The 23,601-nt window shown below is 42.1% G+C and carries 28 protein-coding genes and 1 riboswitch; of the genes, 13 read left to right on the top strand and 15 right to left on the bottom strand.

Features of this window, described 5'->3' with window-relative positions; genetic code table 11:
* Positions 1-20 precede the first annotated feature (20 nt).
* From BFI01S_RS07410 to BFI01S_RS07400, 3 genes are all read right to left on the bottom strand, one after another.
* Positions 21-1,202: an MDR family MFS transporter gene (locus tag BFI01S_RS07410; RefSeq protein ID WP_061792032.1), complete on the bottom strand. Its 1,182-nt coding sequence runs from the start codon at positions 1,200-1,202 to the stop codon at positions 21-23.
* A 225-nt stretch (positions 1,203-1,427) separates the two neighbouring features.
* The gene (locus tag BFI01S_RS07405; protein WP_061792031.1) at positions 1,428-1,610 is read right to left on the bottom strand and encodes a hypothetical protein; all 183 of its coding nucleotides are present in this window, start codon (positions 1,608-1,610) and stop codon (positions 1,428-1,430) included.
* A 14-nt stretch (positions 1,611-1,624) separates the two neighbouring features.
* Positions 1,625-1,888 (bottom strand): YtzC family protein, encoded by a 264-nt coding sequence (locus BFI01S_RS07400; protein WP_048007820.1) that lies wholly within the window; start codon positions 1,886-1,888, stop codon positions 1,625-1,627.
* Positions 1,889-2,091: 203 nt separating this feature from the next.
* On the opposite strand from BFI01S_RS07400, the gene mnmL reads away from it, so the two are divergent.
* Both mnmL and mnmM read left to right on the top strand, forming a co-directional pair.
* Positions 2,092-3,060: a tRNA modification radical SAM protein MnmL/YtqA gene (gene mnmL, locus BFI01S_RS07395; protein WP_061792030.1), complete on the top strand. Its 969-nt coding sequence runs from the start codon at positions 2,092-2,094 to the stop codon at positions 3,058-3,060.
* The gene (gene mnmM, locus BFI01S_RS07390; protein ID WP_061792029.1) at positions 3,057-3,629 is read left to right on the top strand and encodes a tRNA 5-(aminomethyl)-2-thiouridylate-methyltransferase MnmM; all 573 of its coding nucleotides are present in this window, start codon (positions 3,057-3,059) and stop codon (positions 3,627-3,629) included. Before mnmL ends, mnmM begins: the two co-directional genes overlap by 4 nt.
* A gap of 29 nt (positions 3,630-3,658) precedes the next feature.
* Here mnmM and tbcS read toward each other — a convergent pair whose 3' ends face one another.
* A complete protein-coding gene (gene tbcS, locus BFI01S_RS07385; protein WP_061792041.1) occupies positions 3,659-4,753 on the bottom strand; it encodes a tetraprenyl-beta-curcumene synthase in 1,095 nt (364 codons plus the stop codon).
* 52 nt (positions 4,754-4,805) lie between these two features.
* Positions 4,806-5,609: an alpha/beta hydrolase gene (locus BFI01S_RS07380; RefSeq protein WP_061792028.1), complete on the bottom strand. Its 804-nt coding sequence runs from the start codon at positions 5,607-5,609 to the stop codon at positions 4,806-4,808.
* Between the two features lie 170 nt (positions 5,610-5,779).
* On the opposite strand from BFI01S_RS07380, the gene BFI01S_RS07375 reads away from it, so the two are divergent.
* Positions 5,780-6,301 carry a gamma carbonic anhydrase gene (locus BFI01S_RS07375; RefSeq protein WP_061792027.1) on the top strand — a complete coding sequence of 174 codons (522 nt, stop codon included), beginning with the start codon at positions 5,780-5,782 and terminating at the stop codon, positions 6,299-6,301.
* A gap of 72 nt (positions 6,302-6,373) precedes the next feature.
* Positions 6,374-7,225, top strand: a complete 852-nt coding sequence (locus BFI01S_RS07370) for a C39 family peptidase (protein ID WP_061792026.1) — start codon at positions 6,374-6,376, stop codon at positions 7,223-7,225.
* A gap of 37 nt (positions 7,226-7,262) precedes the next feature.
* Here the strand turns inward: BFI01S_RS07370 and asnB are convergent, their stop codons facing one another.
* The 3 genes from asnB to BFI01S_RS07355 all read right to left on the bottom strand — a co-directional run bounded on the left by asnB (position 7,263) and on the right by BFI01S_RS07355 (position 11,563).
* Positions 7,263-9,167: an asparagine synthase (glutamine-hydrolyzing) gene (gene asnB / locus BFI01S_RS07365; RefSeq protein WP_061792025.1), complete on the bottom strand. Its 1,905-nt coding sequence runs from the start codon at positions 9,165-9,167 to the stop codon at positions 7,263-7,265.
* A 295-nt stretch (positions 9,168-9,462) separates the two neighbouring features.
* Positions 9,463-10,659, bottom strand: a complete 1,197-nt coding sequence (gene metK, locus BFI01S_RS07360) for a methionine adenosyltransferase (RefSeq protein WP_061792024.1) — start codon at positions 10,657-10,659, stop codon at positions 9,463-9,465.
* Between the two features lie 308 nt (positions 10,660-10,967).
* Positions 10,968-11,083: riboswitch (SAM riboswitch) on the bottom strand.
* Between the two features lie 105 nt (positions 11,084-11,188).
* A complete protein-coding gene (locus BFI01S_RS07355; RefSeq protein WP_061792023.1) occupies positions 11,189-11,563 on the bottom strand; it encodes a thiol-disulfide oxidoreductase DCC family protein in 375 nt (124 codons plus the stop codon).
* 219 nt (positions 11,564-11,782) lie between these two features.
* Between BFI01S_RS07355 and pckA the strand changes: the two genes are divergently transcribed.
* Positions 11,783-13,369 (top strand): phosphoenolpyruvate carboxykinase (ATP), encoded by a 1,587-nt coding sequence (pckA, locus tag BFI01S_RS07350; RefSeq protein WP_061792022.1) that lies wholly within the window; start codon positions 11,783-11,785, stop codon positions 13,367-13,369.
* 96 nt (positions 13,370-13,465) lie between these two features.
* Here pckA and BFI01S_RS07345 read toward each other — a convergent pair whose 3' ends face one another.
* A complete protein-coding gene (locus BFI01S_RS07345; protein WP_048007830.1) occupies positions 13,466-13,708 on the bottom strand; it encodes a DUF2584 domain-containing protein in 243 nt (80 codons plus the stop codon).
* 85 nt (positions 13,709-13,793) lie between these two features.
* Positions 13,794-14,579: an alpha/beta hydrolase family protein gene (locus BFI01S_RS07340; RefSeq protein WP_061792021.1), complete on the bottom strand. Its 786-nt coding sequence runs from the start codon at positions 14,577-14,579 to the stop codon at positions 13,794-13,796.
* Between the two features lie 154 nt (positions 14,580-14,733).
* Between BFI01S_RS07340 and BFI01S_RS07335 the strand changes: the two genes are divergently transcribed.
* The 3 genes from BFI01S_RS07335 to BFI01S_RS07325 are packed head-to-tail and all read left to right on the top strand — an operon-like array spanning position 14,734 to position 17,318.
* Positions 14,734-15,729, top strand: a complete 996-nt coding sequence (locus BFI01S_RS07335; RefSeq protein WP_061792020.1) for an ABC transporter substrate-binding protein — start codon at positions 14,734-14,736, stop codon at positions 15,727-15,729.
* 22 nt (positions 15,730-15,751) lie between these two features.
* Positions 15,752-16,531, top strand: coding sequence for an ABC transporter ATP-binding protein (locus BFI01S_RS07330; protein ID WP_061792019.1), 780 nt, complete (start codon positions 15,752-15,754; stop codon positions 16,529-16,531).
* Complete coding sequence (locus BFI01S_RS07325; RefSeq protein WP_061792018.1) at positions 16,509-17,318, top strand: ABC transporter permease; 810 nt, start codon at positions 16,509-16,511, stop codon at positions 17,316-17,318. Before BFI01S_RS07330 ends, BFI01S_RS07325 begins: the two co-directional genes overlap by 23 nt.
* 26 nt (positions 17,319-17,344) lie before the next feature.
* Here the strand turns inward: BFI01S_RS07325 and ytkD are convergent, their stop codons facing one another.
* The gene (gene ytkD / locus BFI01S_RS07320) at positions 17,345-17,812 is read right to left on the bottom strand and encodes an RNA deprotection pyrophosphohydrolase (RefSeq protein ID WP_061792017.1); all 468 of its coding nucleotides are present in this window, start codon (positions 17,810-17,812) and stop codon (positions 17,345-17,347) included.
* A gap of 164 nt (positions 17,813-17,976) precedes the next feature.
* Between ytkD and BFI01S_RS07315 the strand changes: the two genes are divergently transcribed.
* Positions 17,977-18,846 carry a DUF6612 family protein gene (locus BFI01S_RS07315; RefSeq protein WP_241743393.1) on the top strand — a complete coding sequence of 290 codons (870 nt, stop codon included), beginning with the start codon at positions 17,977-17,979 and terminating at the stop codon, positions 18,844-18,846.
* Between the two features lie 26 nt (positions 18,847-18,872).
* On the opposite strand, the gene BFI01S_RS07310 is transcribed toward BFI01S_RS07315, so the two are convergent.
* A complete protein-coding gene (locus tag BFI01S_RS07310) occupies positions 18,873-19,202 on the bottom strand; it encodes a hypothetical protein (protein ID WP_061792015.1) in 330 nt (109 codons plus the stop codon).
* Positions 19,203-19,482: 280 nt separating this feature from the next.
* On the opposite strand from BFI01S_RS07310, the gene BFI01S_RS07305 reads away from it, so the two are divergent.
* Positions 19,483-19,740: a DUF6154 family protein gene (locus BFI01S_RS07305; RefSeq protein ID WP_035330414.1), complete on the top strand. Its 258-nt coding sequence runs from the start codon at positions 19,483-19,485 to the stop codon at positions 19,738-19,740.
* 112 nt (positions 19,741-19,852) lie between these two features.
* On the opposite strand, the gene BFI01S_RS07300 is transcribed toward BFI01S_RS07305, so the two are convergent.
* A complete protein-coding gene (locus BFI01S_RS07300; protein ID WP_061792014.1) occupies positions 19,853-20,290 on the bottom strand; it encodes a Dps family protein in 438 nt (145 codons plus the stop codon).
* A 125-nt stretch (positions 20,291-20,415) separates the two neighbouring features.
* Between BFI01S_RS07300 and ytzI the strand changes: the two genes are divergently transcribed.
* Together ytzI and cls are read left to right on the top strand one after the other, a co-directional pair.
* The gene (gene ytzI, locus BFI01S_RS07295; protein ID WP_061792013.1) at positions 20,416-20,598 is read left to right on the top strand and encodes a YtzI protein; all 183 of its coding nucleotides are present in this window, start codon (positions 20,416-20,418) and stop codon (positions 20,596-20,598) included.
* Between the two features lie 87 nt (positions 20,599-20,685).
* Positions 20,686-22,134, top strand: a complete 1,449-nt coding sequence (gene cls, locus BFI01S_RS07290) for a cardiolipin synthase (protein ID WP_061792012.1) — start codon at positions 20,686-20,688, stop codon at positions 22,132-22,134.
* A 29-nt stretch (positions 22,135-22,163) separates the two neighbouring features.
* On the opposite strand, the gene BFI01S_RS07285 is transcribed toward cls, so the two are convergent.
* Positions 22,164-22,637, bottom strand: coding sequence for an S-ribosylhomocysteine lyase (locus BFI01S_RS07285; RefSeq protein WP_061792011.1), 474 nt, complete (start codon positions 22,635-22,637; stop codon positions 22,164-22,166).
* 140 nt (positions 22,638-22,777) lie between these two features.
* Between BFI01S_RS07285 and yidD the strand changes: the two genes are divergently transcribed.
* A complete protein-coding gene (gene yidD / locus BFI01S_RS07280; protein ID WP_061792010.1) occupies positions 22,778-23,017 on the top strand; it encodes a membrane protein insertion efficiency factor YidD in 240 nt (79 codons plus the stop codon).
* Here the strand turns inward: yidD and BFI01S_RS07275 are convergent.
* Entirely contained in the window at positions 23,014-23,577 is a 564-nt protein-coding gene (locus BFI01S_RS07275; RefSeq protein ID WP_061792009.1) for a beta-class carbonic anhydrase, read from the bottom strand. The genes yidD and BFI01S_RS07275 overlap by 4 nt on opposite strands.
* Positions 23,578-23,601: the final 24 nt, after the last annotated feature.

The raw sequence follows: 23,601 nt of genomic DNA, 5'->3' as shown, positions 1-23,601 counted from the left end.
TTTCATTCTTCCGCTTTTTCTTATGAAGCATGCGCCAATTCTTTAGCCTCCTTTAATTTCCGGTCATATACAAGAGTCGTCAGAATGGCAAAAACAAATAGAACCATCAATACAGCAAACAGCATGGAGATTCCATATAGGTCAACCAGAATTCCCCCCAGTAAAGGGCCGATCATCCTTCCGCCTGTAGCTGTACTGTTTACGATTCCCTGGTAAAACCCTTCCCTCCCTTTAGGAGCAAGCTGGTTGGCAATGGTCGGAACAGCTGGCCATATCAGCATTTCGCCTATTGTCAGAATAACCATACTAGTGACAAATGCGGAGAACTGTTCTGCGATCGCCGCAGCAGCAAACGAGCCAATAAATATAACCATTCCAGCGACCATCTGAACCTTTAATGTTTTAAACCATTTGACCATTGCACTGATAACCGGCTGCCCCAATACAATCAGGGCTCCATTAATAGTCCACAGCAAACTGTATTGCTTTAAAGAAATGTTCAGCTCCTGTGTATAGGCGGCAATTGTCGATTGCCATTGTACATATCCGACCCAGCACAATAAATAGCCCACACATAATATGAGCAGCGCATAAAGCTTGGTATGATTTTTAACCATCCCATTTTCCTGAAGGATGGAGGTCTGCTGACCGGAAACTGTATTTATTCCCCTGTAGCCACAAACAGCGATCAATAAAAAAATGATATACATGACAGTATTGGCCAGAAAGATTAACTGAAAAGAGTACGAGGCCACAAGACCTCCAAGAGCAGCACCAATGGCAACACCGGCATTCTGGGCTACATAGATGGCATTGAAGGCTTTGCGTCCACCTTCTTTCCATACTGATCCCGCCATCGCAAACATAGAAGGAAAAACAATCCCGGACCCAAATCCGACAAAGGTAAGAAATACCACATATGCAGGCCAGCCATGCCAAAAGGTCAAGCCGAGGAGTGCCATTACCGTGATGACAATTCCAAGTAGAATCGAACGATAGCCGCCTATTTTATCATAGAGGCTTCCCCCAATTAAATTTCCTGCGACACTGGCAGCTGCGTTCACCATTAGAACCAGGCCGGCTACCGATAAGGATTTTCCTAAGTGGTCATGAATGTAGATTGTATTAAGAGGCCACAAAAAAGAAGATCCGGTTACATTCACTGCCATCCCAATAGTTAAAAGCCATAAGGTCCGCGGCATAAGATAACGCCCCTTTTCGTATTTTTTATGTTTAGCCGGTACATTATCTTCCGGACACTATTTCGAAATCCAAAATAATTTTAGTCGGTTTTTCCTGTCCTTGCAATAGGTTTTCAATCGATTTTAATAGACAGAATACTTCTTCTTTTTCACTTGAAGCTGCTATAAAGATTTCATAAAAGTAAAGCCCCGATCCTCAGTGGATCGGGGCTTTGCCATAATTATTTATGAAGATTGTTCCGGTTCAGGATGAAATTTCGATTTAACAGGCTGTCCGCCTGATTTTTCATAGTTCTTTTTCGACTGCTTTACCGCGTCGAAGTCCCGGCCAAATTCAACATCCTGGTTATTGGCGCCATTGCGGGTCTTTTGTTCCGGATTGTTTTGTTTTGATCGCTTTTTTACCATCTGTGGACCACTCCTTAATGAGGAAGAATTATCATCTGATTTTGGAGCTGCTGCAGCTGGAGCCTCATGCGATGAAGCTGTTCCCGCTGCTGGGAGTTGGCGCTATGGGCCATCTGGGTTATATCATTATAAGCAGCTTCCAAAGACTGAAGCGCATTGGAGTATTCAAAATCATTGTAATGCTCCTGCGTTCTTCCCGATTCAAACTGCTCCTGCGCAAAACGGATTGCATCCTCACACTGCTGAAGGAGTGTATCCATTGATTCACGGGTTGCCATGGTATGTTCCCCTCCTTGAAGAATGGGTATAGAAGCTTGCATGCTTCATGAATTAGTTTGTTCATTTTTCCGTAATCCTTACCACTGTATTTCCTGCCAATTCCCCTTTTATAAGGTTTTGCGTCATGATAAGATTAATTTTATGAAAGCACTCATAATGATTTTCACCATATAGTTTACTCTTTGATTAAGGAGGGATAATTGTGGATAAAGTAAATCCTTTTCCATATGCATCCGATAATAAACGGTACCACACATGGAATTATCATTTGCGCAGTGAATTTGGCCATAAGGTTTTTAAAGTGGCACTTGATGGCGGCTTTGATTGCCCAAACCGTGACGGCACGGTCGCACATGGAGGGTGTACGTTCTGCAGTGCCGCCGGTTCTGGAGACTTTGCCGGGAACCGTGCTGATGATTTGGACACACAGTTTAATGCAATCAAAACAAAAATGCATCATAAATGGAAGGATGGAAAGTATATGGCCTATTTTCAGGCCTTCACGAATACACATGCCCCTGTTGAGGTGCTTCGTGATATGTATGAGCGGGTTCTTGAGCAGGAAGGTGTTGTCGGGCTGTCTATTGCGACCCGCCCTGACTGCCTGCCAGATGACGTAGTTGACTATCTGGCAGAGCTTAACAAGCGGACCTACCTCTGGGTAGAGCTTGGCCTACAGACTGTACATGAAAGAACTGCCCTTTTAATTAACCGCGCACATGATTATCAGTGCTATGTGGAGGGAGTAAACAAGCTCCGCAAACATGGGATCCGCATCTGTTCCCACATCATTAATGGGCTTCCGCTTGAAACACCGGAAATGATGATGGAAACCGCCCGGGAGGTTGCGAAGCTGGATATACAGGGAATTAAAATCCATCTCCTTCATTTATTAAAGGGAACCCCGATGGTTAAGCAATTTGAAAAGGGCATGCTTGAGTTTCTGTCTCTTGATGAGTATATAAATTTAGTATGTGACCAGCTGGAAATTTTACCGCCGGAAATGATTGTACACCGCATCACCGGTGATGGGCCCATCGACTTGATGATCGGGCCGATGTGGAGTGTCAATAAGTGGGAAGTGCTTAATGGCATTGATGCAGAATTAAAGCGAAGACACAGCTGGCAAGGTAAATTTTACAATCCAAGCCAAGTGGAGGCATTGTCATGAAGCTTGAAAGAATCTTACCATATGCAAGACAGCTGCTTGAGAAAGCAGTATCTCCTGGAGATATCGTTATTGATGCGACTCTGGGCAACGGACATGATACCGTATTTCTGGCTGATCTGGTGGGGCCCAACGGCAGAGTTTACGGATTCGATATTCAGGAAGAGGCTGTCCTGAATACAAAAACACGCCTGGCTGATCACGAACTGTCAGACAGGGCTACCCTTTTCCATACAAGTCATGAACACATTCTTGAGAATGTACCGCCTGTCCACCATGGAAAAATAACGGCAGCCATATTTAATTTAGGTTACTTGCCCGGGGGCGATAAAGATATTGTCACCCGTCCGCAGACAACCATTTCTGCCATCGATCAGCTCTTGGAACTGATGGCTCCGGAAGGGATTATTCTTTTGGTGATTTATCACGGCCATATAGAAGGTGCTGTTGAACGCGATTACCTGCTCCGATATGTAAAGCAGCTGGATCAAAGCCTCGCCCATGTTTTGCAGTATCAGTTTATTAATCAAAAAAATAACCCGCCGTTTATCGTTGCAATTGAAAAACGCTAAAAGCCTGCAAAAAAATTGCAGGCTTTTAATTATTTCACAAAGGCTTTTGCAAATCCGGAAGGCATCATCTTCTGCACTGTCCGGTAAGCTCTTCCGTTCATATAAAAAAAATAGCTCACCATTCCGCCTGCTCTGATCATGCTTTTGGCTAATCTCTTCACATTCCGCTGCTTCCGGACCTTATCATCGGAGAGATAGATCCCCAGCAAGCCGCGGTTAATCAGTTTATGGAAATGTTTATGAGGCAGCTTTTCCGTATGCTTGTCTGCCTCTGCAACAAAATGCTTCAATCTCGAAAACAGTTTCTCTTCGCTTTCATAGTAAAAGCAGAAATTCAGGTCTCCCCCGGCTTTGTCCTCTTCCTGATCAATCAGATAATCAAGCAGAATGTGGAGGCCCTGGATGTATGGAAAATATCCATTTCTTATATTCACCGCATGCTCCTCTTTAAAATCATCTCTCAGTGCGTAGGAAACAAGGCAGAATATCCCGAGTGTCGATCCCGAGCAAGCAGAAAACTCATACCATTCCATCTCGGGTATATCTGACCGATATTGGTGGAACCAGTTTTGCAGACGGGGTACTCGTTCTTCGACAACGACATGCTTATGTATTTGCAGATCACAATAGTAACGGCATAATTCAAGCAGATGGCTTTTTATATGGGGATATTGCTCGAGACTCGACAGCACTTCCCTGCAGGATGCTGCTAAATCTGCAAGATAGTTTCCATCTTCCTGCTCACTTCTCAGCCGATAATAATTTTTCACTGCTGCGTCAATATCCAGGGCATCCTCCATTGACTCATGAAGTGCGGCAAAATCTCCGGGATCAAGCGAGGTGCTCCGGTCGCAAAGATTGTCCAAATAATCACTGATAGTCTGATAAGCGACAATAAACTTAATCGCTGTTTCATATTTTCCCTTTGCCATCAATGACATAATAGCTCCGCCTTCACAGTGGAAGGTTTTATGTTCAATGCTGGCAAGAGCCTGCTTTCTTAACTCCGGATCAGGAATTGCTTCCGCCCGGCTCTTCCAGTATGCAAGCTCCTTATGGACAGCAGGAAGAACCTTCCGATAGACATGTGACATCAGACTAATTGGCATGGAAGGGACACTCATGACAGCAGATACCTCCTTTTGATCAGGTCTGGTGAATATTTTAAGCAAATCATTAAACCACATAACCCAGCGCCTTTAATTGGCTGTTCACGAAATCCTTCGCATATTCAAATACCTCTTCACGTTCAGGTTCATTGAAGACTTCGTGGTAGCACTTTGGCCACTCTTTGAACCTTTTTTCTGAGAAAGGCGCAAGGTTAAACCATTCTCTGACAGTTGTTTTATTCACGATTTTATCATCACCGCCCTGAACTACGAGAAGGGGTACATCCTGGATTTTATCAAGATTCTCAAAGGCCAGCTTTATGGCATAAACAAGTTCCCTGTACCATCTGACCGAAACTTTTGTCACATACAGTGAATCATTTAAATCAGCATCAAGGACATCCTGATTCCGCGTCGCCATGTCTACTGACAATCCTGCATCCATTTTCAGACCCGGCATCACTGAGTTGAGTCCAAGCGATAAAAAGTTCAGTAATTTCGAAGGCTGCTGAATCAAACCTAAACATGGGGATGACAAAATCACTCCAGCGAGATTCATTCTTTCTTCCTGCAGCAGGCGAATGGCAATCAGTCCGCCCATGCTGTGTCCTAAAAGAAAAACCGGCAATTCAAATTCATAGGCAGCCTGTACCCAATCTTTAACTTCAATGATATATTCATCAAAGGAATCAATATGGCCTCTTCTGGATCTTGAAGTCATCCCCTGGCCGGGAAGATCTCCCATAATGACATGGAAACCGGCCAAGCGCCACATTTCGATCAGCCAGCCATAACGGCGGTGATGCTCCATTGCCCCATGAACCATGACAATAACGCCTTTTGCCTCTCCTTCAGTTTCCCACTTCCACATAGTCAATCCTCCCTGCCTTTTTACGTACGATCTTATGTAAATATATTATAGCCTAGATGCAAAAATAGTTCATGAATCAGCCCCTTAAAAAACTCTTTTACCAAAATAACGTTTATCATGCCTCATATGATAAAATCAAAATAATCCAACTTATACAGGAGTGTTTACACATGATCTATCCATATAAAGATAAAGAACCTAAAATTGCAGAATCCGCATTTATTGCAGATTTCACTACCATTACCGGAGATGTTGAAATTGGGGAGGATTCCAGTATCTGGTTCAACTCCGTCATACGCGGGGATGTAGCACCAACTATCATCGGCAGGAAGGTCAATATCCAGGACAATTCCGTCCTGCATCAGAGCCCTAATAACCCGCTGATACTGGAAGACGAAGTAACAGTAGGCCATCAGGTAATCCTTCATAGCTGCATTATCCGCAAGAAAGCTCTAATTGGAATGGGCTCGATTGTCTTAGATCAGGCAGAAATCGGGGAGGGAGCATTTATTGGTGCAGGCAGCCTTGTTCCGCAGGGAAAGAAAATTCCGCCCAATACGCTTGCATTCGGCAGGCCTGCAAAAGTGATCCGTGAGCTGACACCGGAAGATATTAAAGATATGGAACGGATCAGCAGGGAATACGCTGAAAAAGCCCAATACTATAAGTCTTTGCAGAAAATGCCAAAATAAGTCTCAAGTCTTAATAGAATGGAAAATAGGCCGATAATAAACATAAAGCAATAACATATGGCGGGTGATGAATTGACGATTTATATCGGGGCAATTATTCTATTCTTATTTTTAATAGTGATATTCAGAAAAACAATGGTGAAAACGGCACCGATGTTTTTAATTGTCTTTATCCTTGTTTCTGCTGCATTTGTTTATGACAATCTTGCAGGAAGCAAGCCCCCATCAGCCGTGAACAAAATAAAATCCTGGCTTTCTGAACCAGCTGAGAAAGCCACTGCTTTTCTTGGTAACAACACAGCTGTAATTAAGATCAAGGAAGAAATAATTATTGATGCACCCGCAATCAATCAGTTTCCTGAGCTCCCCAGGGGATGCGAAGTCACGAGCTTATCCATGCTCCTGCAGCATGCGGGGATCCAGGCTGATAAAATGACACTGGCTAAAGAAATAAAGAAAAACCCTGAGCCTTATCGTATAGAAAACGGAAAAATCTATTTCGGACACCCGAATGAAGGCTTCATAGGCGATATGTACTCCTTTGATAATCCTGGTCTCGGCGTTTATCATAAACCCGTAAAAGAGCTTGCGGAAAAGTACATGCCCGGCTCCATTGAAGACCTTACCGGATCCGATTTTGAAGACTTAAAGATTCATTTGTCAGATGGCAGACCTGTATGGATAATTATCAACACAGCCTATAAACAGCTGTCTGATGATTTTTTTCAGACCTGGCATACTCCGAGCGGAAAAATTCAGATTACCTATAAAGAGCACTCAGTCCTGGTAACGGGCTATGACCTGAAATACATGTACTTCAACGACCCGCTCACAGGCGAGAAAAATAAAAAAGCACCCATAATCGATTTTGAAAAAGCATGGGTGCAGATGGGAAAGCAGGCTATTACCTATCTTCCAAATTAAAAAGCGTCCGCCAGGTATCCCTGATGGACGCTTTTGTTTAGCCTTTAAGGGGCTGCAAATCTTTATCTAACAAGTATTCTTTTTCAAAGGAGTATTTTTTCTCCACATATACCTGATGCCAAACCATGAACATCAGAACTGTCCAGATTTTGCGGCTGTTGTCCGCTTTATCCTGACAATGGTCTTCAAGCAGCTGCAATACATAGTCTTTATTAATCAGGTGATCTGTATTGCTTTCACGAATGATATTTTTCGCCCACTCATTCATCTCGTCCTTCAGCCAGTGGCGGATTGGCACAGGGAACCCAAGCTTCTTGCGGTTCAGTACATGATCCGGAACGACTCCTTCGGCAGCTTTGCGAAGTATATATTTCGTAGTGCCATTTGCCGTTTTCAGGCTGGTCGGGATTTTGGAAGCTACTTCAAACACTTCTTTATCAAGGAACGGAACACGAAGCTCGAGAGAATGAGCCATTGTCATTTTGTCCGCTTTTAATAGAATGTCTCCGCGCATCCAGGTATGAATGTCGATATACTGCATGCGGTCAACTGGATTATAGCCGCTGCTTTCTTCATATAAAGGTTTCGTGATATCCGTATAATTTAAGCTGTCTTTATAGACGTGAAGCAGATTGCGCTTCTCTTGTTCTGTAAACATTTTTGCGTTTCCGATGTAGCGCTCTTCCATAGGCGTGACACCGCGTTCAATAAAGCTTTTTCCCTTCATACCCTCAGGCATCATGCTAGCGATCATGCGAAGAAGCTTTTTGCCGATGGCAGGAATTTTATTGAAGACTTCAAGTGATTGTGGTTCACGGTAAATATTATAGCCACCAAATAGCTCATCGGCTCCTTCACCTGAAAGTACAACCGTTACATGCTTGCGTGCTTCTCTTGCCACAAAATATAGGGGCACACAAGCCGGGTCAGCAAGCGGATCGTCCATATGCCACATGATTCTCGGAATCTCATTCATGTATTCCTCAGGAGTAATGATGTAGCTGATGTTTTCGACACCCAGCTTTTCTGCTGTTTCTTTCGCCACATCCACCTCGCTGAAGCCATTGCGTTCAAAACCGACAGAGAATGTTTTAATGGCAGGATGGAATTCCTTCGCAATCGACGCAATGATGGAAGAATCAATTCCGCCTGAAAGGAAAGAACCTACAGGAACATCGGCACGCATATGCATTTTGACCGAGTCGAATAATACATCTCTAATTTCTTTTGTAAAATCAGCTTCTGATTTCTGCACTGGATGGAAAGCAGCTTTCCAATAGCGCTTAATATCCATCGGAGCACCGATTTTTTTAGTAAAATAATGTCCTGGCTCAAGCTTGTGGATTCCCTCTGACATCGTGTTTGGCTCAGGCACAAATTGGTAGGTCAGATAGTGCTGCAGGGAGTCATAGTTTAATACATCATTCTGAAGCGCCAATAGAATGCTCTTCTTCTCTGACCCATAGAACGTGCGGTCTCCCTTATCGTAATAAAAGAAGGGCTTAATCCCAAATGGATCTCTGGCTCCATATAAAGACTGCTCCTGTTTATCCCATATGACAAACGCAAACATACCGCGCAATTTTTCAACAGCTTTTTCTTTCATATGGCTGTAAAGAGCAATGATGACTTCTGTATCTGAGCTTGTTTCAAAGCTTAAGCCAGCTTTGAGAAGTTCTTCACGAAGTTCCACATAGTTGTAGATTTCACCATTAAAGATAATCCAATAACGCTCATTCTCGTAAGTCAGCGGCTGGTGTCCGCTTTCAATATCGATAATGCTAAGCCGGCGGAAGCCAAATTGAATATGATCATCAAAATAGTATCCTGAATCATCCGGACCCCGGTGTGTAATGATATCATTCATATTTTGGAATTGTTCTTTATCTGCGTCACGGTAATTTTGTGCTTTTTCATGTACACAACCAATAAAACCACACATTATGTACGTCACCTACTCCATTCTATTCTCAATATTTAGATATAGCCTCAGGCGGCTCCTTTGTCTCAGAAAACATACCCTATAATACTACCACTAATCATTTATAATTAGCACGTGGATTATAAAAAAATATGCGGGAAAATTAAGCCATTATCCGAAGTTTAAACGATAACATATAATTATAAACGACTAAAGAGCAAAAAGACCGAAAAGTGAATTATCACCCTATATTATAAAGACGCAAAAAAGAAAGCGGGAGTTACATAGTAAATGCAACTCCCGCTTTTTAAATTTATTATTCAGCTTCAGAACGAAGAATTTCTGCCTTGTCAGTACGCTCCCAAGGAAGGTCAACATCTGTACGTCCGAAATGTCCGTAAGCAGCTGTCTGCTTGTAAATTGGGCGGCGAAGGCCAAGCATGTTAATAATTCCTGCAGGACGAAGATCAAAATGCTTTCTTACTAAATCAACTAATAAATCTTCATCCACTTTACCGGTTCCAAATGTATCAACAGAAATTGAAACAGGCTGTGCCACACCGATAGCATAAGCAAGCTGAACTTCCACTTTTTCTGCCAAACCGGCTGCTACAATGTTCTTCGCAACATAACGTGCGGCATATGCAGCAGAGCGGTCAACCTTCGTAGGATCTTTGCCGGAGAACGCGCCGCCGCCATGGCGTGCATATCCGCCGTAGGTATCAACAATGATTTTGCGTCCAGTCAGACCAGCATCCCCTTGAGGTCCGCCGATAACAAAACGTCCAGTCGGGTTGATGAAGTACTTTGTATTCTCATCGATTAGTTCTTTTGGAACTACCGGGTTAATAACATGTTCCTTCAGGTTGCGCTGGATTTGCTCCAGGCTGATTTCAGGGTGATGCTGAGTAGAAATAACGATAGTGTCAATGCGGACAGGCTTGTCATTTTCATCATACTCAACGGTTACCTGAGTTTTTCCGTCCGGACGAAGGTAAGGAAGGATCTCTTCTTTACGAACTTCAGTCAGTCGGCGGGAAAGTTTATGTGCTAAAGAAATCGGAAGAGGCATAAGCTCTTTCGTTTCGTTGCAGGCAAAACCGAACATTAAGCCCTGGTCTCCTGCACCGATTGCTTCAATTTCCTGATCGCTCATTTGCCCTTCGCGTGCTTCAAGTGCCTGGTCAACACCCATTGCGATATCCGCAGACTGCTCATCAATGGAAGTTAAAACTGCGCATGTTTCGGAATCGAAACCATATTTGGCACGGGTATAACCGATTTCTTTTACCGTTTCACGAACGATTTTTGGAATATCTACGTATGTAGATGTTGTGATTTCACCTGCAACTAATACAAGTCCAGTTGTTACAGAAGTCTCTGCAGCAACACGGGCATTCGCATCTTTAGCTAAAATCGCATCTAAGATTGCATCAGAAATTTGGTCACAGATTTTATCCGGATGACCTTCAGTAACTGATTCAGAAGTAAACAAACGACGTTTTGTTGACATCTGGCTTCCTCCTTATAAATAGAAAATTGAGCGAGAAATAAGAAATGGGGAAGCGGAAAAATAACTTTTCCCTGTCATTTCATGGATCTCTGTTTGATACGGAACTCATTCCCTTAGTAGTATGAAATAAACATGGAGTTTTTATTAGAAAAATAGACAGCGCCGGCAAGAATGCCAGGTATCCATTTATCAAATGCATGCCAAAAACTCACATAGATAGTACATTCCAAAAGCCGTTCATTTCATTGCAAAATAAAAAACCTTCTCATTAGTGAAAAGGTTGAAAGCAAATCGATTCGCGCCTTTCACTCTTATCGTTCAAGGAATTACGTCCTTGCGTCAGGTTAGCACCTTTGCTGATTATTGCCTTTAGCAGGTTGCTGGGTTTCATAGGGCCTGTCCCTCCACCAGCTCGGGATAAGAGAGTATCCGTTCAAGGTTGAATCATACCGTACTTTATCGAATCATGTCAACAGATTTTCATTATTTTTCACAGTAAAATTTCGACTTTAAAAATTCAGCTTCACCCTTACAGAGAACAGCTTCCATCGTCACACTTTTTCTTTAGAAATTTATGCCTGTTTTTCGCAATCCATTTGTATATCGGATCGCCGAGAATTGAAGTGAATGGTACATATAAAAGGATGCTGATGAAAAAGGATGCAGGAAAGAGGAACAGCAGTCTCCTTACCGCATAGTACCCCTTTTTCACGCTGCCGGAGGGGGTAATAATATGAAGCTCCCTCCGCAAATCGTGTCTGGAGAATGAGATAGACCCAGGCTCTTTTTCATATTCCTGCAGGGAGATCCACTCCACTTTATTCAGCCAATCGAGTTTTTTAAGGATTCTCTTTGTTTCCTTGCATAAGGAGCATGTTCCATCATATAGGGCAATTGTCTTCATTTTAGATCAGTCCCATGTTAAAATTAACACTTTCTTCTATAATAGCATATATCGGTTATAAGGTAATCAAAGCGGAATTGCCTGTCCAATTGTGACAATTTTATAACAGAGACAAAAAAGTTTCGTAATAGTATAGACTAATCATCTCAATGTGTTATACTAATTTCGAGATGTAATCACTTTCATAAAAAAATCGGGAAAAAGGAAGGTATTCATCAGATGAACTCTGTAAGCATATCAAACGAATTGAGCGAATTATTAAATGGCAGCAACATTCAAGTGCAATTATCCGTTCCTCAGCTTGTGGAAAAAGTTTTAAACCGCAATGAAGGGTCCCTTACTTCCACCGGGGCTGTACGCGCTAGTACAGGAAAGTATACAGGACGTTCCCCTAAAGATAAATACATTGTTGAAGAAGCATCAAATAAAGATAAAATGGACTGGGGCAGCGTAAACCAGCCAATCTCTGAAGAAGCATTCTCTAATCTTTATAATAAAGTAATCAATTACTTAAAAGAAAAAGAAGAAGTATTTGTTTTCAAAGGCTACGCAGGTGCTGATAAAAAACACCGCATGCCTATCCAGGTGATCAATGAATATGCCTGGCATAACCTTTTTGCACACCAGTTATTCATTCGCCCGGCAGAAGACGAGCTATTGGATCATCAGGCAGAGTTCACAGTCATTTCTGCTCCAAATTTCAAAGCAGACCCTGCTGTTGACGGCACAAAGTCCGAAACATTCATTATCATCTCATTCGAGCGCCGCACTGTTTTAATTGGCGGAACAGAATATGCAGGAGAAATGAAAAAATCAATCTTCTCTGTTATGAACTATATGCTACCAGAAAACGGAATCCTTCCGATGCACTGTTCAGCAAACGTTGGACGTGAAGGTGATGTGGCTTTATTCTTTGGCTTATCCGGAACAGGAAAAACAACTTTATCTGCAGATCCGAACCGCAAGCTGATCGGTGATGACGAGCATGGCTGGTCTGCGAATGGAGTCTTCAACATTGAGGGCGGATGCTACGCGAAATGCATTAACTTATCCCGTGAAAAAGAACCGCAAATTTTTGATGCAATCCGCTTTGGAGCTGTGCTGGAAAATGTGGTAGTAAACAGCGAAACCCGGGTTGCAGATTACGATGACAGCACTTTAACTGAAAATACACGTGCGGCATACCAGCTTCAGGCCATCGATAATATCGTTGACCCAAGCGTTGCCGGACACCCTAATACAATCGTATTCTTAACAGCTGACGCATTTGGCGTATTGCCTCCAATCTCTAAACTGTCAAAAGAGCAGGCAATGTACCATTTCTTAAGCGGCTATACATCCAAGCTTGCAGGAACTGAGCGCGGCATTACATCACCGCAGGCAACGTTCTCTACATGCTTTGGATCACCTTTCCTTCCGCTTCCTGCAAATCGTTATGCTGAAATGCTTGGCGAGAAAATCGATGAGCATAATGCAAAAGTCTTCCTTGTAAATACAGGATGGACTGGCGGAGAGTATGGAGTAGGGGAACGTATGAAGCTTGCCTACACTCGTGCTATGATAGAAGCTGCACTCGAAGGTGAACTAAACAACGTAGAAACAATCAAGGACGAAATTTTCGGACTGGAAATTCCTCAGCACGTTACTGGAGTGCCTGATGAAGTTCTTCAGCCAAACAAAACATGGGCAGATCAGGCTGCTTATGAAGCAAAAGCAAAGGAGCTTGCTTCTAAATTCCGTGAAAACTTCAAGAAGTTTACAAGCGTTTCATCTGACATTGAAGAAAAAGGCGGACCAATCGCATAATAGAGAAAGAATTGCCGTTTGCGCGGCAATTCTTTTTTTTGAGTTTGCAGAAACACATTGAACAAAAAACGCCGGACTCTGTCCAGGCGCGCTCTTCTAGTTTGTTGAGTTTAAGGAAACAAGCTGATAAGTAATGAGTGTCTGGCTGTTTTCCCATTCCACTTTTCGGATGACTCCCATTCCGTTCAAGTCGCCGTCAATTGTTCTTTTTACCTCGACCGGGATATCAAGCGGATATAATCTGTACCCTTCTTTGACAAGTGAAAAATAATTCTCATCAAGTCTTTTTTCCCTTCCCTTTGTCACGATCATTGTGTTCAGCTCTAAAGGCATACCCATTGGTATCTCTCCTTCATTCTTTATACTTTCCTCTATTTTACCCCACCTTTTTCTGCTCTGAAAGCCTTTAAGCGAAAATCATTTGTCATTCATGACTTTTCATCCACGCACCTAAATCCTCTACCGTCTTCCGGTTTACGGCTGGCGGAAAGTAGTGGGTATAGTCAGGGAAATACCAGCTATCCACTTTTTTGTTAAGAGCCTTCAGCCTTTTTTCGAGGCGATAGGAATGCTCCACCGAGACATTATGATCCTGTTTTCCATGAATGATTAAGACAGGTGCCTGCAGCTGCTCCAGCTGAAAAAGCGGGGTACGGTATTTATACCGTTCCGGAAACTTTGTCGGAGTTCCGCCGATTACCCGTTTCATCATTCTCCTGAGATCCTTGCGCTCCACATAGGTGAGAAACATATCACTGACCCCTCCCCAAGTTACTATGGAAACGGCTTGCGGAAACTCAATTGCAGTAAGTAATGCCATTACGCCCCCACGGGAAAAACCAAATATATGAACTCTTTTTACCCGGGCATGCTCCTGAAGAAGAGTAAATGCTGCAAACGCGTCCTGCCTGTCCTCCCCTGCAAAGTCTTCGTTTCCATCTCCCCCTTGATTTCCTCTGTAAAAAGGCGCGAATACAATAAAACCTTCACAGGCAAACTGGACAATCCGGGAAGGTCTTACTTTCCCGACATTTTTTATGCCTCCTCTCAGGTAAAGGAATCCATCATATAGGTCCTCCCCCTTTGGCTCTGCCAGCAGGCCTTTTATATGTAATCCATTTGCCTGATAGGTAACAACAGATAATTCGATTGCCGGATTTGGCGAAGGGAATCTCTGTTTACTGATGATTTGGCCGTTTTTGAATTTCATGTTCCCATCCTCCCTTTTGGAGCTTCCTTTTATTTTGAGCATTTAGATCTTCATCTAAAAATGTTTTATTGGCATTCACACATTTTTTCGATTTTCATACGATAACCTAGACTTTTCAATTTGACTTATTAGCATAAGGGAGGTCTTATGGCTTATGAAAAAATGGATAAAAACCAGCATGCTGCTTATGCTTGCAGTGATGCTTATCGTTCCGTTGGCAGCCTGCGGAAAGGATGAAATGCAAACTGTCCGCATTGCTGAAGTGACACGTTCCATCTTCTATGCTCCACAGTATGTAGCCCTTGAGAAAGGCTTCTTTGAAGAAGAAGGGCTTAAAGTGGAGCTTACAACAACAGCCGGCGGAGATAAAACAATGACCGCGCTGCTGTCGGATAGCGCTGATATTGCGCTTGTAGGTTCAGAAACTTCCATTTACGTATCGGCTCAGGGATCCAATGATCCGGTCATTAACTTTGCACAGCTCACCCAAACGGATGGAACATTCCTGGTTTCCCGCAATAAAATCGATAACTTTTCATGGGATATGCTGGAAGGCAAAACATTTCTCGGGCAGCGTAAAGGCGGCATGCCGCAGATGGCCGGCGAGTTTGTATTGAAAAAGCATGGCATTGATCCGCACCAGGATTTGGATTTAATCCAAAATATTGATTATGCCAATATTGCTCCAGCCTTCGCTTCCGGCACCGGTGAATTTGTTCAGCTTTTTGAACCTACTGCAAGTGTATTTGAAAAAGAAGGAAAAGGATATATTGTTGCTTCCTTTGGAACCGAATCAGGACATATACCTTATACCACATTCATGACAAAACAAAGCTATATTGATGAAAATAAGGAAACTGTTGAGAAATTCACAAGAGCGATTTATAAAGCACAGCAATGGGTTGAGGATCATAGCGCGAAAGAAACGGCAGAAGCTATTCAAGGATATTTTGACAACACTGAGCTTGAAATCATCGAAATGGTAGTAGACCGCTATAAGAGTCAGGGGTCTTTTGCAACAGATCCTATTCTGGATACTGAAGAATGGGATAACCTGCAGAACATTATGGAAGAAGCAGGAGAGCTCCCTAAGCGCATAGAGCACGGCACACTTGTCAACACAGATATTGCTGAAGGGGTAATGAAGTAACTAAACGAAAGAGGAGGCCGACATGGATTTCCTGAAAGTTGATGCTGTCCACCACACTTATTTTACGAAAACCTCTGCTGTCACGGCCCTCTCCGATGTTTCGCTTGAAGTGGAGGAAGGAGAATTTGTTTCCTTCCTCGGTCCAAGCGGATGCGGTAAGACAACATTGCTTTCCATCATAGCAGGCCTGTTTGAACCCACAGAAGGTACTGTCACACTTGAAGGAAAGCGGGTTGAAACAGCAGAAAATGAGATTGGCTATATGCTTCAGCAGGATTATCTTTTTCCCTGGAAGAACATTGAAGAAAATATATTGCTGGGGCTGAAAATCGGGAATAGCCTCACTCCTGACAAAAAAGCTTATGCACTGAAGCTCCTTCAGGAGATGGGACTAAAAGGTGTAGAGTCACAGTTTCCGAAGCAGCTTTCAGGCGGAATGCGCCAGCGGGTTGCCCTTGTAAGAACACTTGCAACCGGGCCAAAGCTGCTTATGCTTGATGAACCCTTTTCCGCATTGGATTATCAAACCAAACTGAAGCTTGAGGATCTGGTCTCTGACACGCTTAAATCTTTCGGAAAGACAGCCATACTGGTTACACATGATATTGGTGAGGCAATCAGCATGAGTGATCGTGTTTTTCTTTTCTCCGCAAGGCCCGGACAGCTTCATAAGACATTTGTAATACCAAAAGAATTAAGAGATGAAACCCCTTTTAACGCAAGAAATCATGAAGTATATCCAGCGATTTTTCAAACTATATGGAAGGAGCTGGAGTCCCTTGAGCCCGCAGGAGAACGTTAAATTCCTCCACCGGAAATATATTCAGTCGCTGAACCGTGAAAAGAAATGGGTCCGCTTCTATCAGGCTGTCATCTTTATTGTGTTTTTTTCGGGATGGGAGCTGGCAAGCCAAAAGCAATGGATTGACCCTCTGATTTTCAGTGCGCCGTCTAAAGTATGGGGATTATTTTTAACCAAAATACAGGATGGTACCTTGATGGTCGATTTAGGCTACACTTTGTCAGAAACCGTATTTGGTTTCATTTTGGGCACTTTTTTAGGCACATTGCTTGCAGCCATCCTCTGGTGGTCACCAATGCTCTCCAAAATAGCGGATCCCTATTTGGTTGTCCTGAATTCAATGCCAAAGGTTGCTCTTGGCCCTATCTTAATCGTCGCTTTAGGCCCGAGCTTTACTTCGATCGTTGCCATGGGTGCGATTATTTCGATCATCATCACAACCATTGTCGTATATACATCTTTCAAAGAAGTAGACCCCAATTATATTAAAGTGCTTCAGACCTTTGGGGCAAATCGATTTCAAATCTTCAGGGAAGCTATTTTGCCTGCTTCATTTCCCACCATCATTTCAACTTTAAAGGTGAATGTGGGGTTATCCTGGGTCGGGGTGATCGTCGGCGAATTCCTGGTATCCTCAAAAGGTCTTGGATACATGATTATTTACGGCTTCCAAGTATTCAACTTCACCCTTGTTATGCTTTCACTGCTTGTAATTGCTGTTTTTGCAACAGTGATGTATCAGCTGGTTGAACTTCTGGAGAGAAAACTAATTAAGAATGGTTCATAAAAAAACGGCAAACCGCATGCCGTTTTTTATTTTTCCTTCAAAATTTTTTCGAGGCTCTTTTCAACTACTTTATCCTTCATGATAAAACTGTATTGACTGCTCCACCTGTCTTCCAGCAAGTTTCCCGCTGTCAGAATGGGACCGTTTGTTTCAAAATATTGATCCGTTTTGTTAAGGCTTTTCACCTCTGCGAAAAAAATAACTTTGACAAAACGCTCTTTACCCAAGTTAACTTCATATTCACCAATAAAATGTAAATTATTTAAGTCTGCTCCCGTTTCCTCGTATACTTCTCTTCTGGCTGCCTCTTCAAGAGACTCACCCTGTTCTCTTTTACCGCCCGGAAATTCCCATCCCCTCTTTTTATGATTCGTCAGCAGCCATTGGTCACCATAGCGGCAAATGACAAGAACATGTTCAGGCTCGGTTCCGAATGCTCTTTGATTAAAAGAAAAGCGCACTTTCCCGCCGTTTTCATCCAAAAAGGTTTCCATGCTATTCCCTCACTCGATAATTAAATTTTGATGTTTCCATTATAAAGGTTTATCAAGTTTTTAAAAACTTCTGGGGCTAAAGTATCAAATTACATATTTTTGAAACTTTTCTCCTTTTTTTCCCGTAAAATTAGCTGACTAACATAACTAGAGGAGTGTATATCTTGAAAAAATCTCTTGCAATCCTTACCGGCTTCTTCCTGATTTTAATGCTGACTGCATGTAATGAAACAGCCAAACCTGTTAATGAATCAGCAGCCGGCACAGAAAAGGAAGAAACCAAAACAGAAGAATCTTCTGAAATGACCTTAGAGGAAGTTTTAAAGAAATCAACTGAGGCTTCGGAAGATCTAAAAAGCTTCTCAGTAAATATGGATATGAGCCAGGAAATGAGCTCTGGTGCTGAAGGGGAAAATATGAATATCGATTCTGTCATTGATATGGATGTCACAACAGATCCGATGGCTTTTTATCAGAAAATGACTATGTCAATGGCAGGCGCAGAAGAATCCTATGATATTGAAAGCTATTTTACGGAAGAAGGCATGTTTCTTTATGATGCAGCCGGTCAGCAGTGGATGAAGTTCCCTAAAGAAATGTCTGATGATTTGCTTCAAATGTCCAGCCAGCAGACGAATCCTGGTGAGGAATTGAAGAAATTGCAGGAGTTTGTGGACGATTTTACATTTGAACAGGACGCAAAAAGCTATATCCTGAAGTTGAAAGCAGATGGAGAAAAATTCAATGATTTCGTGAAGGAAACTGCAGCAGAAACGCTGCCGCCTGAACTGGCTGCCAATGGTGAAATCCTTGATAACATGAACATCAAAGGCGTGGAATATGAAATTGTGATTGATAAAGAAACCTTTTACCCGAGTGTGCTGAATATGATTATGGACATGGAAATCACGGCTGAAGGCCAAAAAATCTCCATGAAGCAGAACATGAACGGCCAATACTCAAACTATAATAAAGTTGAAGCTATTACCGTTCCACAGGAAGTTCTTGATACAGCTGTGGAAATGGAAATGTAGAAAAGCTGAGGTGCGGCCTCAGCTTTTTATTTATGATCCTCTTCTGTCAGGATTCCCATGCTTTCAATATGCTTTCTTGCTTCATCATCTCCAAGATCATAAATCATCCCATATATTTTTTTCATTGTCTCATCATAGGCATCATTTTCACGGTCATAGTGGTATTGAACATAAGGAACATGGGCTCTGAAAAAATTTTGCCATTCTGTCGAATAGTTCTGGTCAAAATATTCTCTCAAGGCAATAATTTCATCATCATTTGCCTCAATTTTATAATTCCAGGTGGAGTCAGTGGCGCTTTGAGAAATCTCACCCGAACCAAGCGTTATATAATACGTCTTTTTATTTCCTTCCAATCCTGTCAGCCCCTTTTTTGTTCATTGCTGTGACGCAGATTCAACACCGGTTAATTTTTCTTTGCATAGCACGATATTTTTCATTTCTATAGTTATCGTATCCCACATTTATGATAAAATTATACAAAATTACGATCATTCTTCTTAAGCTGACATATACTAAGTTAAACAATTGAAAGTCAGCTTTTCCAATTTACATGGGGTGAATATTTTTCTGCATCAGGGGTATTAAATTAAGTATACTATAGAAAACCAGAGTTTTTTTTAAGGAGGTGTTATCGTGAAACTGATTGATGAGCTATATGAACTTTACAGGAATAAGCTGACAGGTGACGAAGAGGATATCGATATGCTCGCTTTTGCCTTCTTAGAAGAAATGGACAGGGAAGACCTGCTGAATATTATCAAGGACCTCGATAATCAGGAATTATATGATTTAATGGGGCTTTATCTGATTGAGAGCTTAAAAGGGAAATTCGCCAGTGAAAATTACGGCCAGCGCAGAAGCCCGATCATTCACCACCGGAACATACACTAAACTATACATATCCGAATTTAGAATTACGATCCATATACTCGAAGGCGGCCTAAAGCCGCTTTTTTATTTTTTGACAAATAAAAAGACCAGCTTTCCAGCCAGTCTTTGTTTATTATCCAAGGTATGCTTTAAGCATCCAGATATGTTTTTTCAAGCTTTGCTTTACAGCAATCAGCATGTCGCCTGTACCTTCATCTTTGGCTTCTTCTGCAAGCTCGATTGCTTCCTGAAGCTCGTCCACCATTTTTTCGAAGTCGTCAACGACAGATTGGACCATTTGTTCTTCATTTTCTTTTCCTGTCGCTTCTTTAAGGGAACTAGTCTCCAGAACTTCCTTCATCGTTGCAACCGGTTTAGCCTCAAGAGCAAGGATTCTCTCAGCCAGTTCATCTACATGTACGTTGGCTTCATTATAAAGCTCTTCAAATTTTGCATGAAGGGTAAAAAAGTTTTTACCTTTAATATACCAATGGAAATTGTGAAGCTTTACATATAGAACTGTCCAGTTTGCTACTTGCTGGTTAACAGCTTTTACTAATTCTTTACTCATAATAATCATCCTCCCAACAATAGAATACCCACATTCAGAGAATTAAAACCTGTACATGGCCATGGCGAAATTTTTCATTATGAGCTGCTTTCATGGTAAAATATTGAGAGTAAAGGGGGAGAAAGATGTACACGGTATTAGTCATATCGATCATAATCGTGATTGTGGTTCTGCTGCTGAGCGTCATTACCACATCAAAGGCTTACCAATTCAAGCATACGGTAGACCCGATTGATCCGCTTCCTGACAGCGGGCAGAAACAAAAAGAGGCTCTTGAGGAGCAAGAAGATAACCAAAACCGTTCGTAAGCATACGCTATAATATAAACAGCCTCCGTACAGCCGGAGGTTTTCTTTTTAAAAGGACGGAAATATACATGTGGAGAGGACATTAAGATGGATATATACTCCATGATGCTTACAGTATTTTTAGTATTAAATATTATCCTTGCTGTATTTGTTATCTTTCTGGAGCGGAGGGATGCAGGCGCTACATGGGCATGGCTCATGGTTTTGTTCTTTCTTCCTCTTCTTGGTTTTTTCATGTACCTCTTTTTTGGACAGAATTTAACCCGAAGAAAGATGTTCCAATGGGAAGACCGCAAAAAAATTGGAATTGATGAACTGCTGAACAATCAAATCAGAGGAATTAAGGAAAAGGATTTCCATTTTCGAAATGCTACCATCGAAAACTCCAAAGACCTTATCTACATGCATCTTGTAAACAATGATGCGGTATTGACCCAGGATAACGAGGTCAGAATTTTTACAGACGGGAAAGATAAATTCAATTCACTTGTGGAGGATATAAAAAGGGCAACTGATCATATCCATCTGCAATATTATATCTTCAAGAGAGACAACCTGGGGAAAAGATTAATCAATCTTTTAACGGAAAAGGCCAAAGAGGGCGTTAAAGTCAGGCTTCTCTATGATGAACTTGGCTCAAGAAGCCTGCATAAAAGGGCGTTTAAAGAGCTGATTGCGGCAGGAGGAGAAATTGAGGCCTTTTTCCCTTCGCGGCTGCATTTTATCAATTTGAGAATCAATTATCGGAACCACCGGAAAATTGCCATTATTGACGGCCAGATTGGGTATGTTGGCGGTTTTAATGTCGGGGATGAATATCTCGGGCTGAATCCAAAGTTCGGATATTGGCGTGATACCCATTTAAGAATCAGAGGAAGTGCTGTCCATTCTCTGCAGACCCGCTTTATCCTGGACTGGAACCAGGCTTCCCACCGCCATGACATTTTCTATGCTCCTGAGTATTTTCCGCTGGGCGAGTCTCAAGATAGCGTAGGGATGCAGATTGTTACCAGCGGTCCGGATTCCGAATGGGAACAAATTAAAAATGGTTATATAAAAATGATTTCATCTGCACGTAAGTCCATTTATATCCAAACCCCATATTTCATTCCTGATGCAAGCCTCCTGGATGCATTGAAAATAGCTGCATTGTCAGGTGTGGAAGTGAACATTATGATTCCGAATAAACCTGACCACATGTTTGTTTATTGGGCCACTTACTCCTATATTGGGGAAATGCTGAAGGTAAATGCAAATATCTTTATATACGAAAATGGCTTCATACATGCAAAAACCCTGATTGTGGATGAAGAAGTTTCATCGGTAGGAACTGCCAATATAGACGTTAGAAGTTTCAGGCTCAATTTTGAGGTAAATGCTTTTATTTATGATCAGGAAGTTTCAAAAGAACTGACAGAGAGCTTTAAGGCAGATGTCCAGCTTTCAACAAACCTGACTGCAGAAGCTTACAGAAATAGGGCCTTAAAAATAAAATTGAAAGAATCCATTTCAAGGCTGCTATCGCCAATACTATAAAACGGGCTGAAAGAATCAGCCCGTTTTCTTTATGCAAAAACCTGTTTCAAGTCATCCTTCGATTGCTGCAGCCAGAATCTCATAAGACGCTTTGCCCCTTCAAGATCATGAAGCTTCGCCTGCCCGCATTGCTTCTCATTTGCAGCGGGGATTTCGGTAATTTCAACCGCATCTTTCATTGTAGCTTCCAGCAGATCAATTATTTCTTCAACGGACGGCTCCCCGCTTACGACTAAATAATAGCCGGTCTGGCAGCCCATCGGGGAAATATCAATAATGTCAAAATGCTCATATTTCTCTGCATGTGTTCGGATATTAAACGCAAGCAAATGCTCAAGTGTGTGAATGACATCGGGTTTCATCGCCTGTTTATTTGGCTGGCAGAACCGGATATCAAACTTGTTCACTAACCCGTCACTGCCCACCTTATGGACACCGCAGTGCCTCACGTAAGGCGCTTTTACAGCATTATGATCCAGCTCGAAACTTTCTACTGAAGGCATATAATACACTCCCCTAAAGTTTTCCTTTTACTATAACATAATATCCGACTAAATTCATCAAATTAATATGAAAATTATGACTTTTTCATGATAATATGATATTTTAAAAGAAATTATGTTTAACAAGGAAAGGTAATGCCATGCTTAAGAAAATTCTAATTTCACTATTTCGTTTTTATCAAATTGTGATTTCCCCGCTCAAGCCTCCTACATGCCGGTTTTATCCGACATGTTCCCATTATGGGCTGGAGTCAGTTAAGCGATTTGGCGCCTTCAAAGGCAGCTGGCTGACAATAAAACGGATCCTTAAATGCCATCCCCTTCATCCGGGCGGTGTCGACCTGGTTCCAGAGCAATGGCCCAAAAAGAATAAAAATTAACCCTTGTATCCGTCCACAACAAGGTCAAGCTTGCCTGTGCCAGGATGAATAACAAGCCCATGCACAGGCACATCTGCCGGCATCAGCGGATGCTTTTTCACCATATGTACGCTATGGGACACACTATCCTCTACATTTTCAAAACCTCTTAGCCAATCTTCTGCAGCGATTCCTGAGTATGTCATCGTATCCAGTGCATCGTCCGTAATGCCTCTCTCCTTCATGCTGCTGACAACCGCATCAGCTTTCATTCCGCTCATACCGCAGTCATGATGGCCAATAACAAACACTTCTTTAGCCTGCAGCTGGTAAACAGCTATTAATATGCTTCTCATAATACTTCCAAATGGGTGGGTTACTAAAGCTCCCGCGTTCTTAATGATTTTCACATCACCGTTTTTTACATTAAGCGCTTTTGGCAAAAGCTCTACTAAACGTGTGTCCATGCAAGTCAGAATAACCATTTTCTTATTAGGAAATTTCGTTGTTTCAAACTCTTCGTACTTTTTTTCTTCAACAAATTGCTGGTTATGGTTTAAGATCTCTTCTAAAAGTTTCAATTGTTCCACTCCCTGTCTTTTTGT

Source organism: Cytobacillus firmus NBRC 15306, from assembly GCF_001591465.1.
GTDB classification, from domain to species: Bacteria; Bacillota; Bacilli; order Bacillales; family Cytobacillaceae; genus Cytobacillus; species Cytobacillus firmus.
Note: the sequence above shows the minus strand (reverse complement) of the source record. Positions and strands in the feature narration are given on the sequence as shown.

Coding starts and splice junctions, on each gene's coding strand:
- mnmM (WP_061792029.1), top strand. CDS start 3,057: ATGAAGCTTGAAAGAATCTTACCATATGCAAGACAGCTGCTTGAGAAA.
- yidD (WP_061792010.1), top strand. CDS start 22,778: ATGCTTAAGAAAATTCTAATTTCACTATTTCGTTTTTATCAAATTGTG.
- BFI01S_RS07405 (WP_061792031.1), bottom strand. CDS start 1,610: ATGGTAAAAAAGCGATCAAAACAAAACAATCCGGAACAAAAGACCCGC.
- BFI01S_RS07330 (WP_061792019.1), top strand. CDS start 15,752: ATGGATTTCCTGAAAGTTGATGCTGTCCACCACACTTATTTTACGAAA.
- asnB (WP_061792025.1), bottom strand. CDS start 9,167: ATGTGTGGTTTTATTGGTTGTGTACATGAAAAAGCACAAAATTACCGT.
- BFI01S_RS07345 (WP_048007830.1), bottom strand. CDS start 13,708: ATGGGTATGCCTTTAGAGCTGAACACAATGATCGTGACAAAGGGAAGG.
- BFI01S_RS07300 (WP_061792014.1), bottom strand. CDS start 20,290: ATGAGTAAAGAATTAGTAAAAGCTGTTAACCAGCAAGTAGCAAACTGG.
- BFI01S_RS07375 (WP_061792027.1), top strand. CDS start 5,780: ATGATCTATCCATATAAAGATAAAGAACCTAAAATTGCAGAATCCGCA.
- BFI01S_RS07335 (WP_061792020.1), top strand. CDS start 14,734: ATGAAAAAATGGATAAAAACCAGCATGCTGCTTATGCTTGCAGTGATG.
- metK (WP_061792024.1), bottom strand. CDS start 10,659: ATGTCAACAAAACGTCGTTTGTTTACTTCTGAATCAGTTACTGAAGGT.
- BFI01S_RS07380 (WP_061792028.1), bottom strand. CDS start 5,609: ATGTGGAAGTGGGAAACTGAAGGAGAGGCAAAAGGCGTTATTGTCATG.
- BFI01S_RS07340 (WP_061792021.1), bottom strand. CDS start 14,579: ATGAAATTCAAAAACGGCCAAATCATCAGTAAACAGAGATTCCCTTCG.
- BFI01S_RS07285 (WP_061792011.1), bottom strand. CDS start 22,637: ATGCCTTCAGTAGAAAGTTTCGAGCTGGATCATAATGCTGTAAAAGCG.
- BFI01S_RS07355 (WP_061792023.1), bottom strand. CDS start 11,563: ATGAAGACAATTGCCCTATATGATGGAACATGCTCCTTATGCAAGGAA.
- cls (WP_061792012.1), top strand. CDS start 20,686: ATGGATATATACTCCATGATGCTTACAGTATTTTTAGTATTAAATATT.
- pckA (WP_061792022.1), top strand. CDS start 11,783: ATGAACTCTGTAAGCATATCAAACGAATTGAGCGAATTATTAAATGGC.
- tbcS (WP_061792041.1), bottom strand. CDS start 4,753: ATGAGTGTCCCTTCCATGCCAATTAGTCTGATGTCACATGTCTATCGG.
- BFI01S_RS07400 (WP_048007820.1), bottom strand. CDS start 1,888: ATGGCAACCCGTGAATCAATGGATACACTCCTTCAGCAGTGTGAGGAT.
- ytkD (WP_061792017.1), bottom strand. CDS start 17,812: ATGGAAACCTTTTTGGATGAAAACGGCGGGAAAGTGCGCTTTTCTTTT.
- ytzI (WP_061792013.1), top strand. CDS start 20,416: ATGTACACGGTATTAGTCATATCGATCATAATCGTGATTGTGGTTCTG.
- BFI01S_RS07410 (WP_061792032.1), bottom strand. CDS start 1,202: ATGCCGCGGACCTTATGGCTTTTAACTATTGGGATGGCAGTGAATGTA.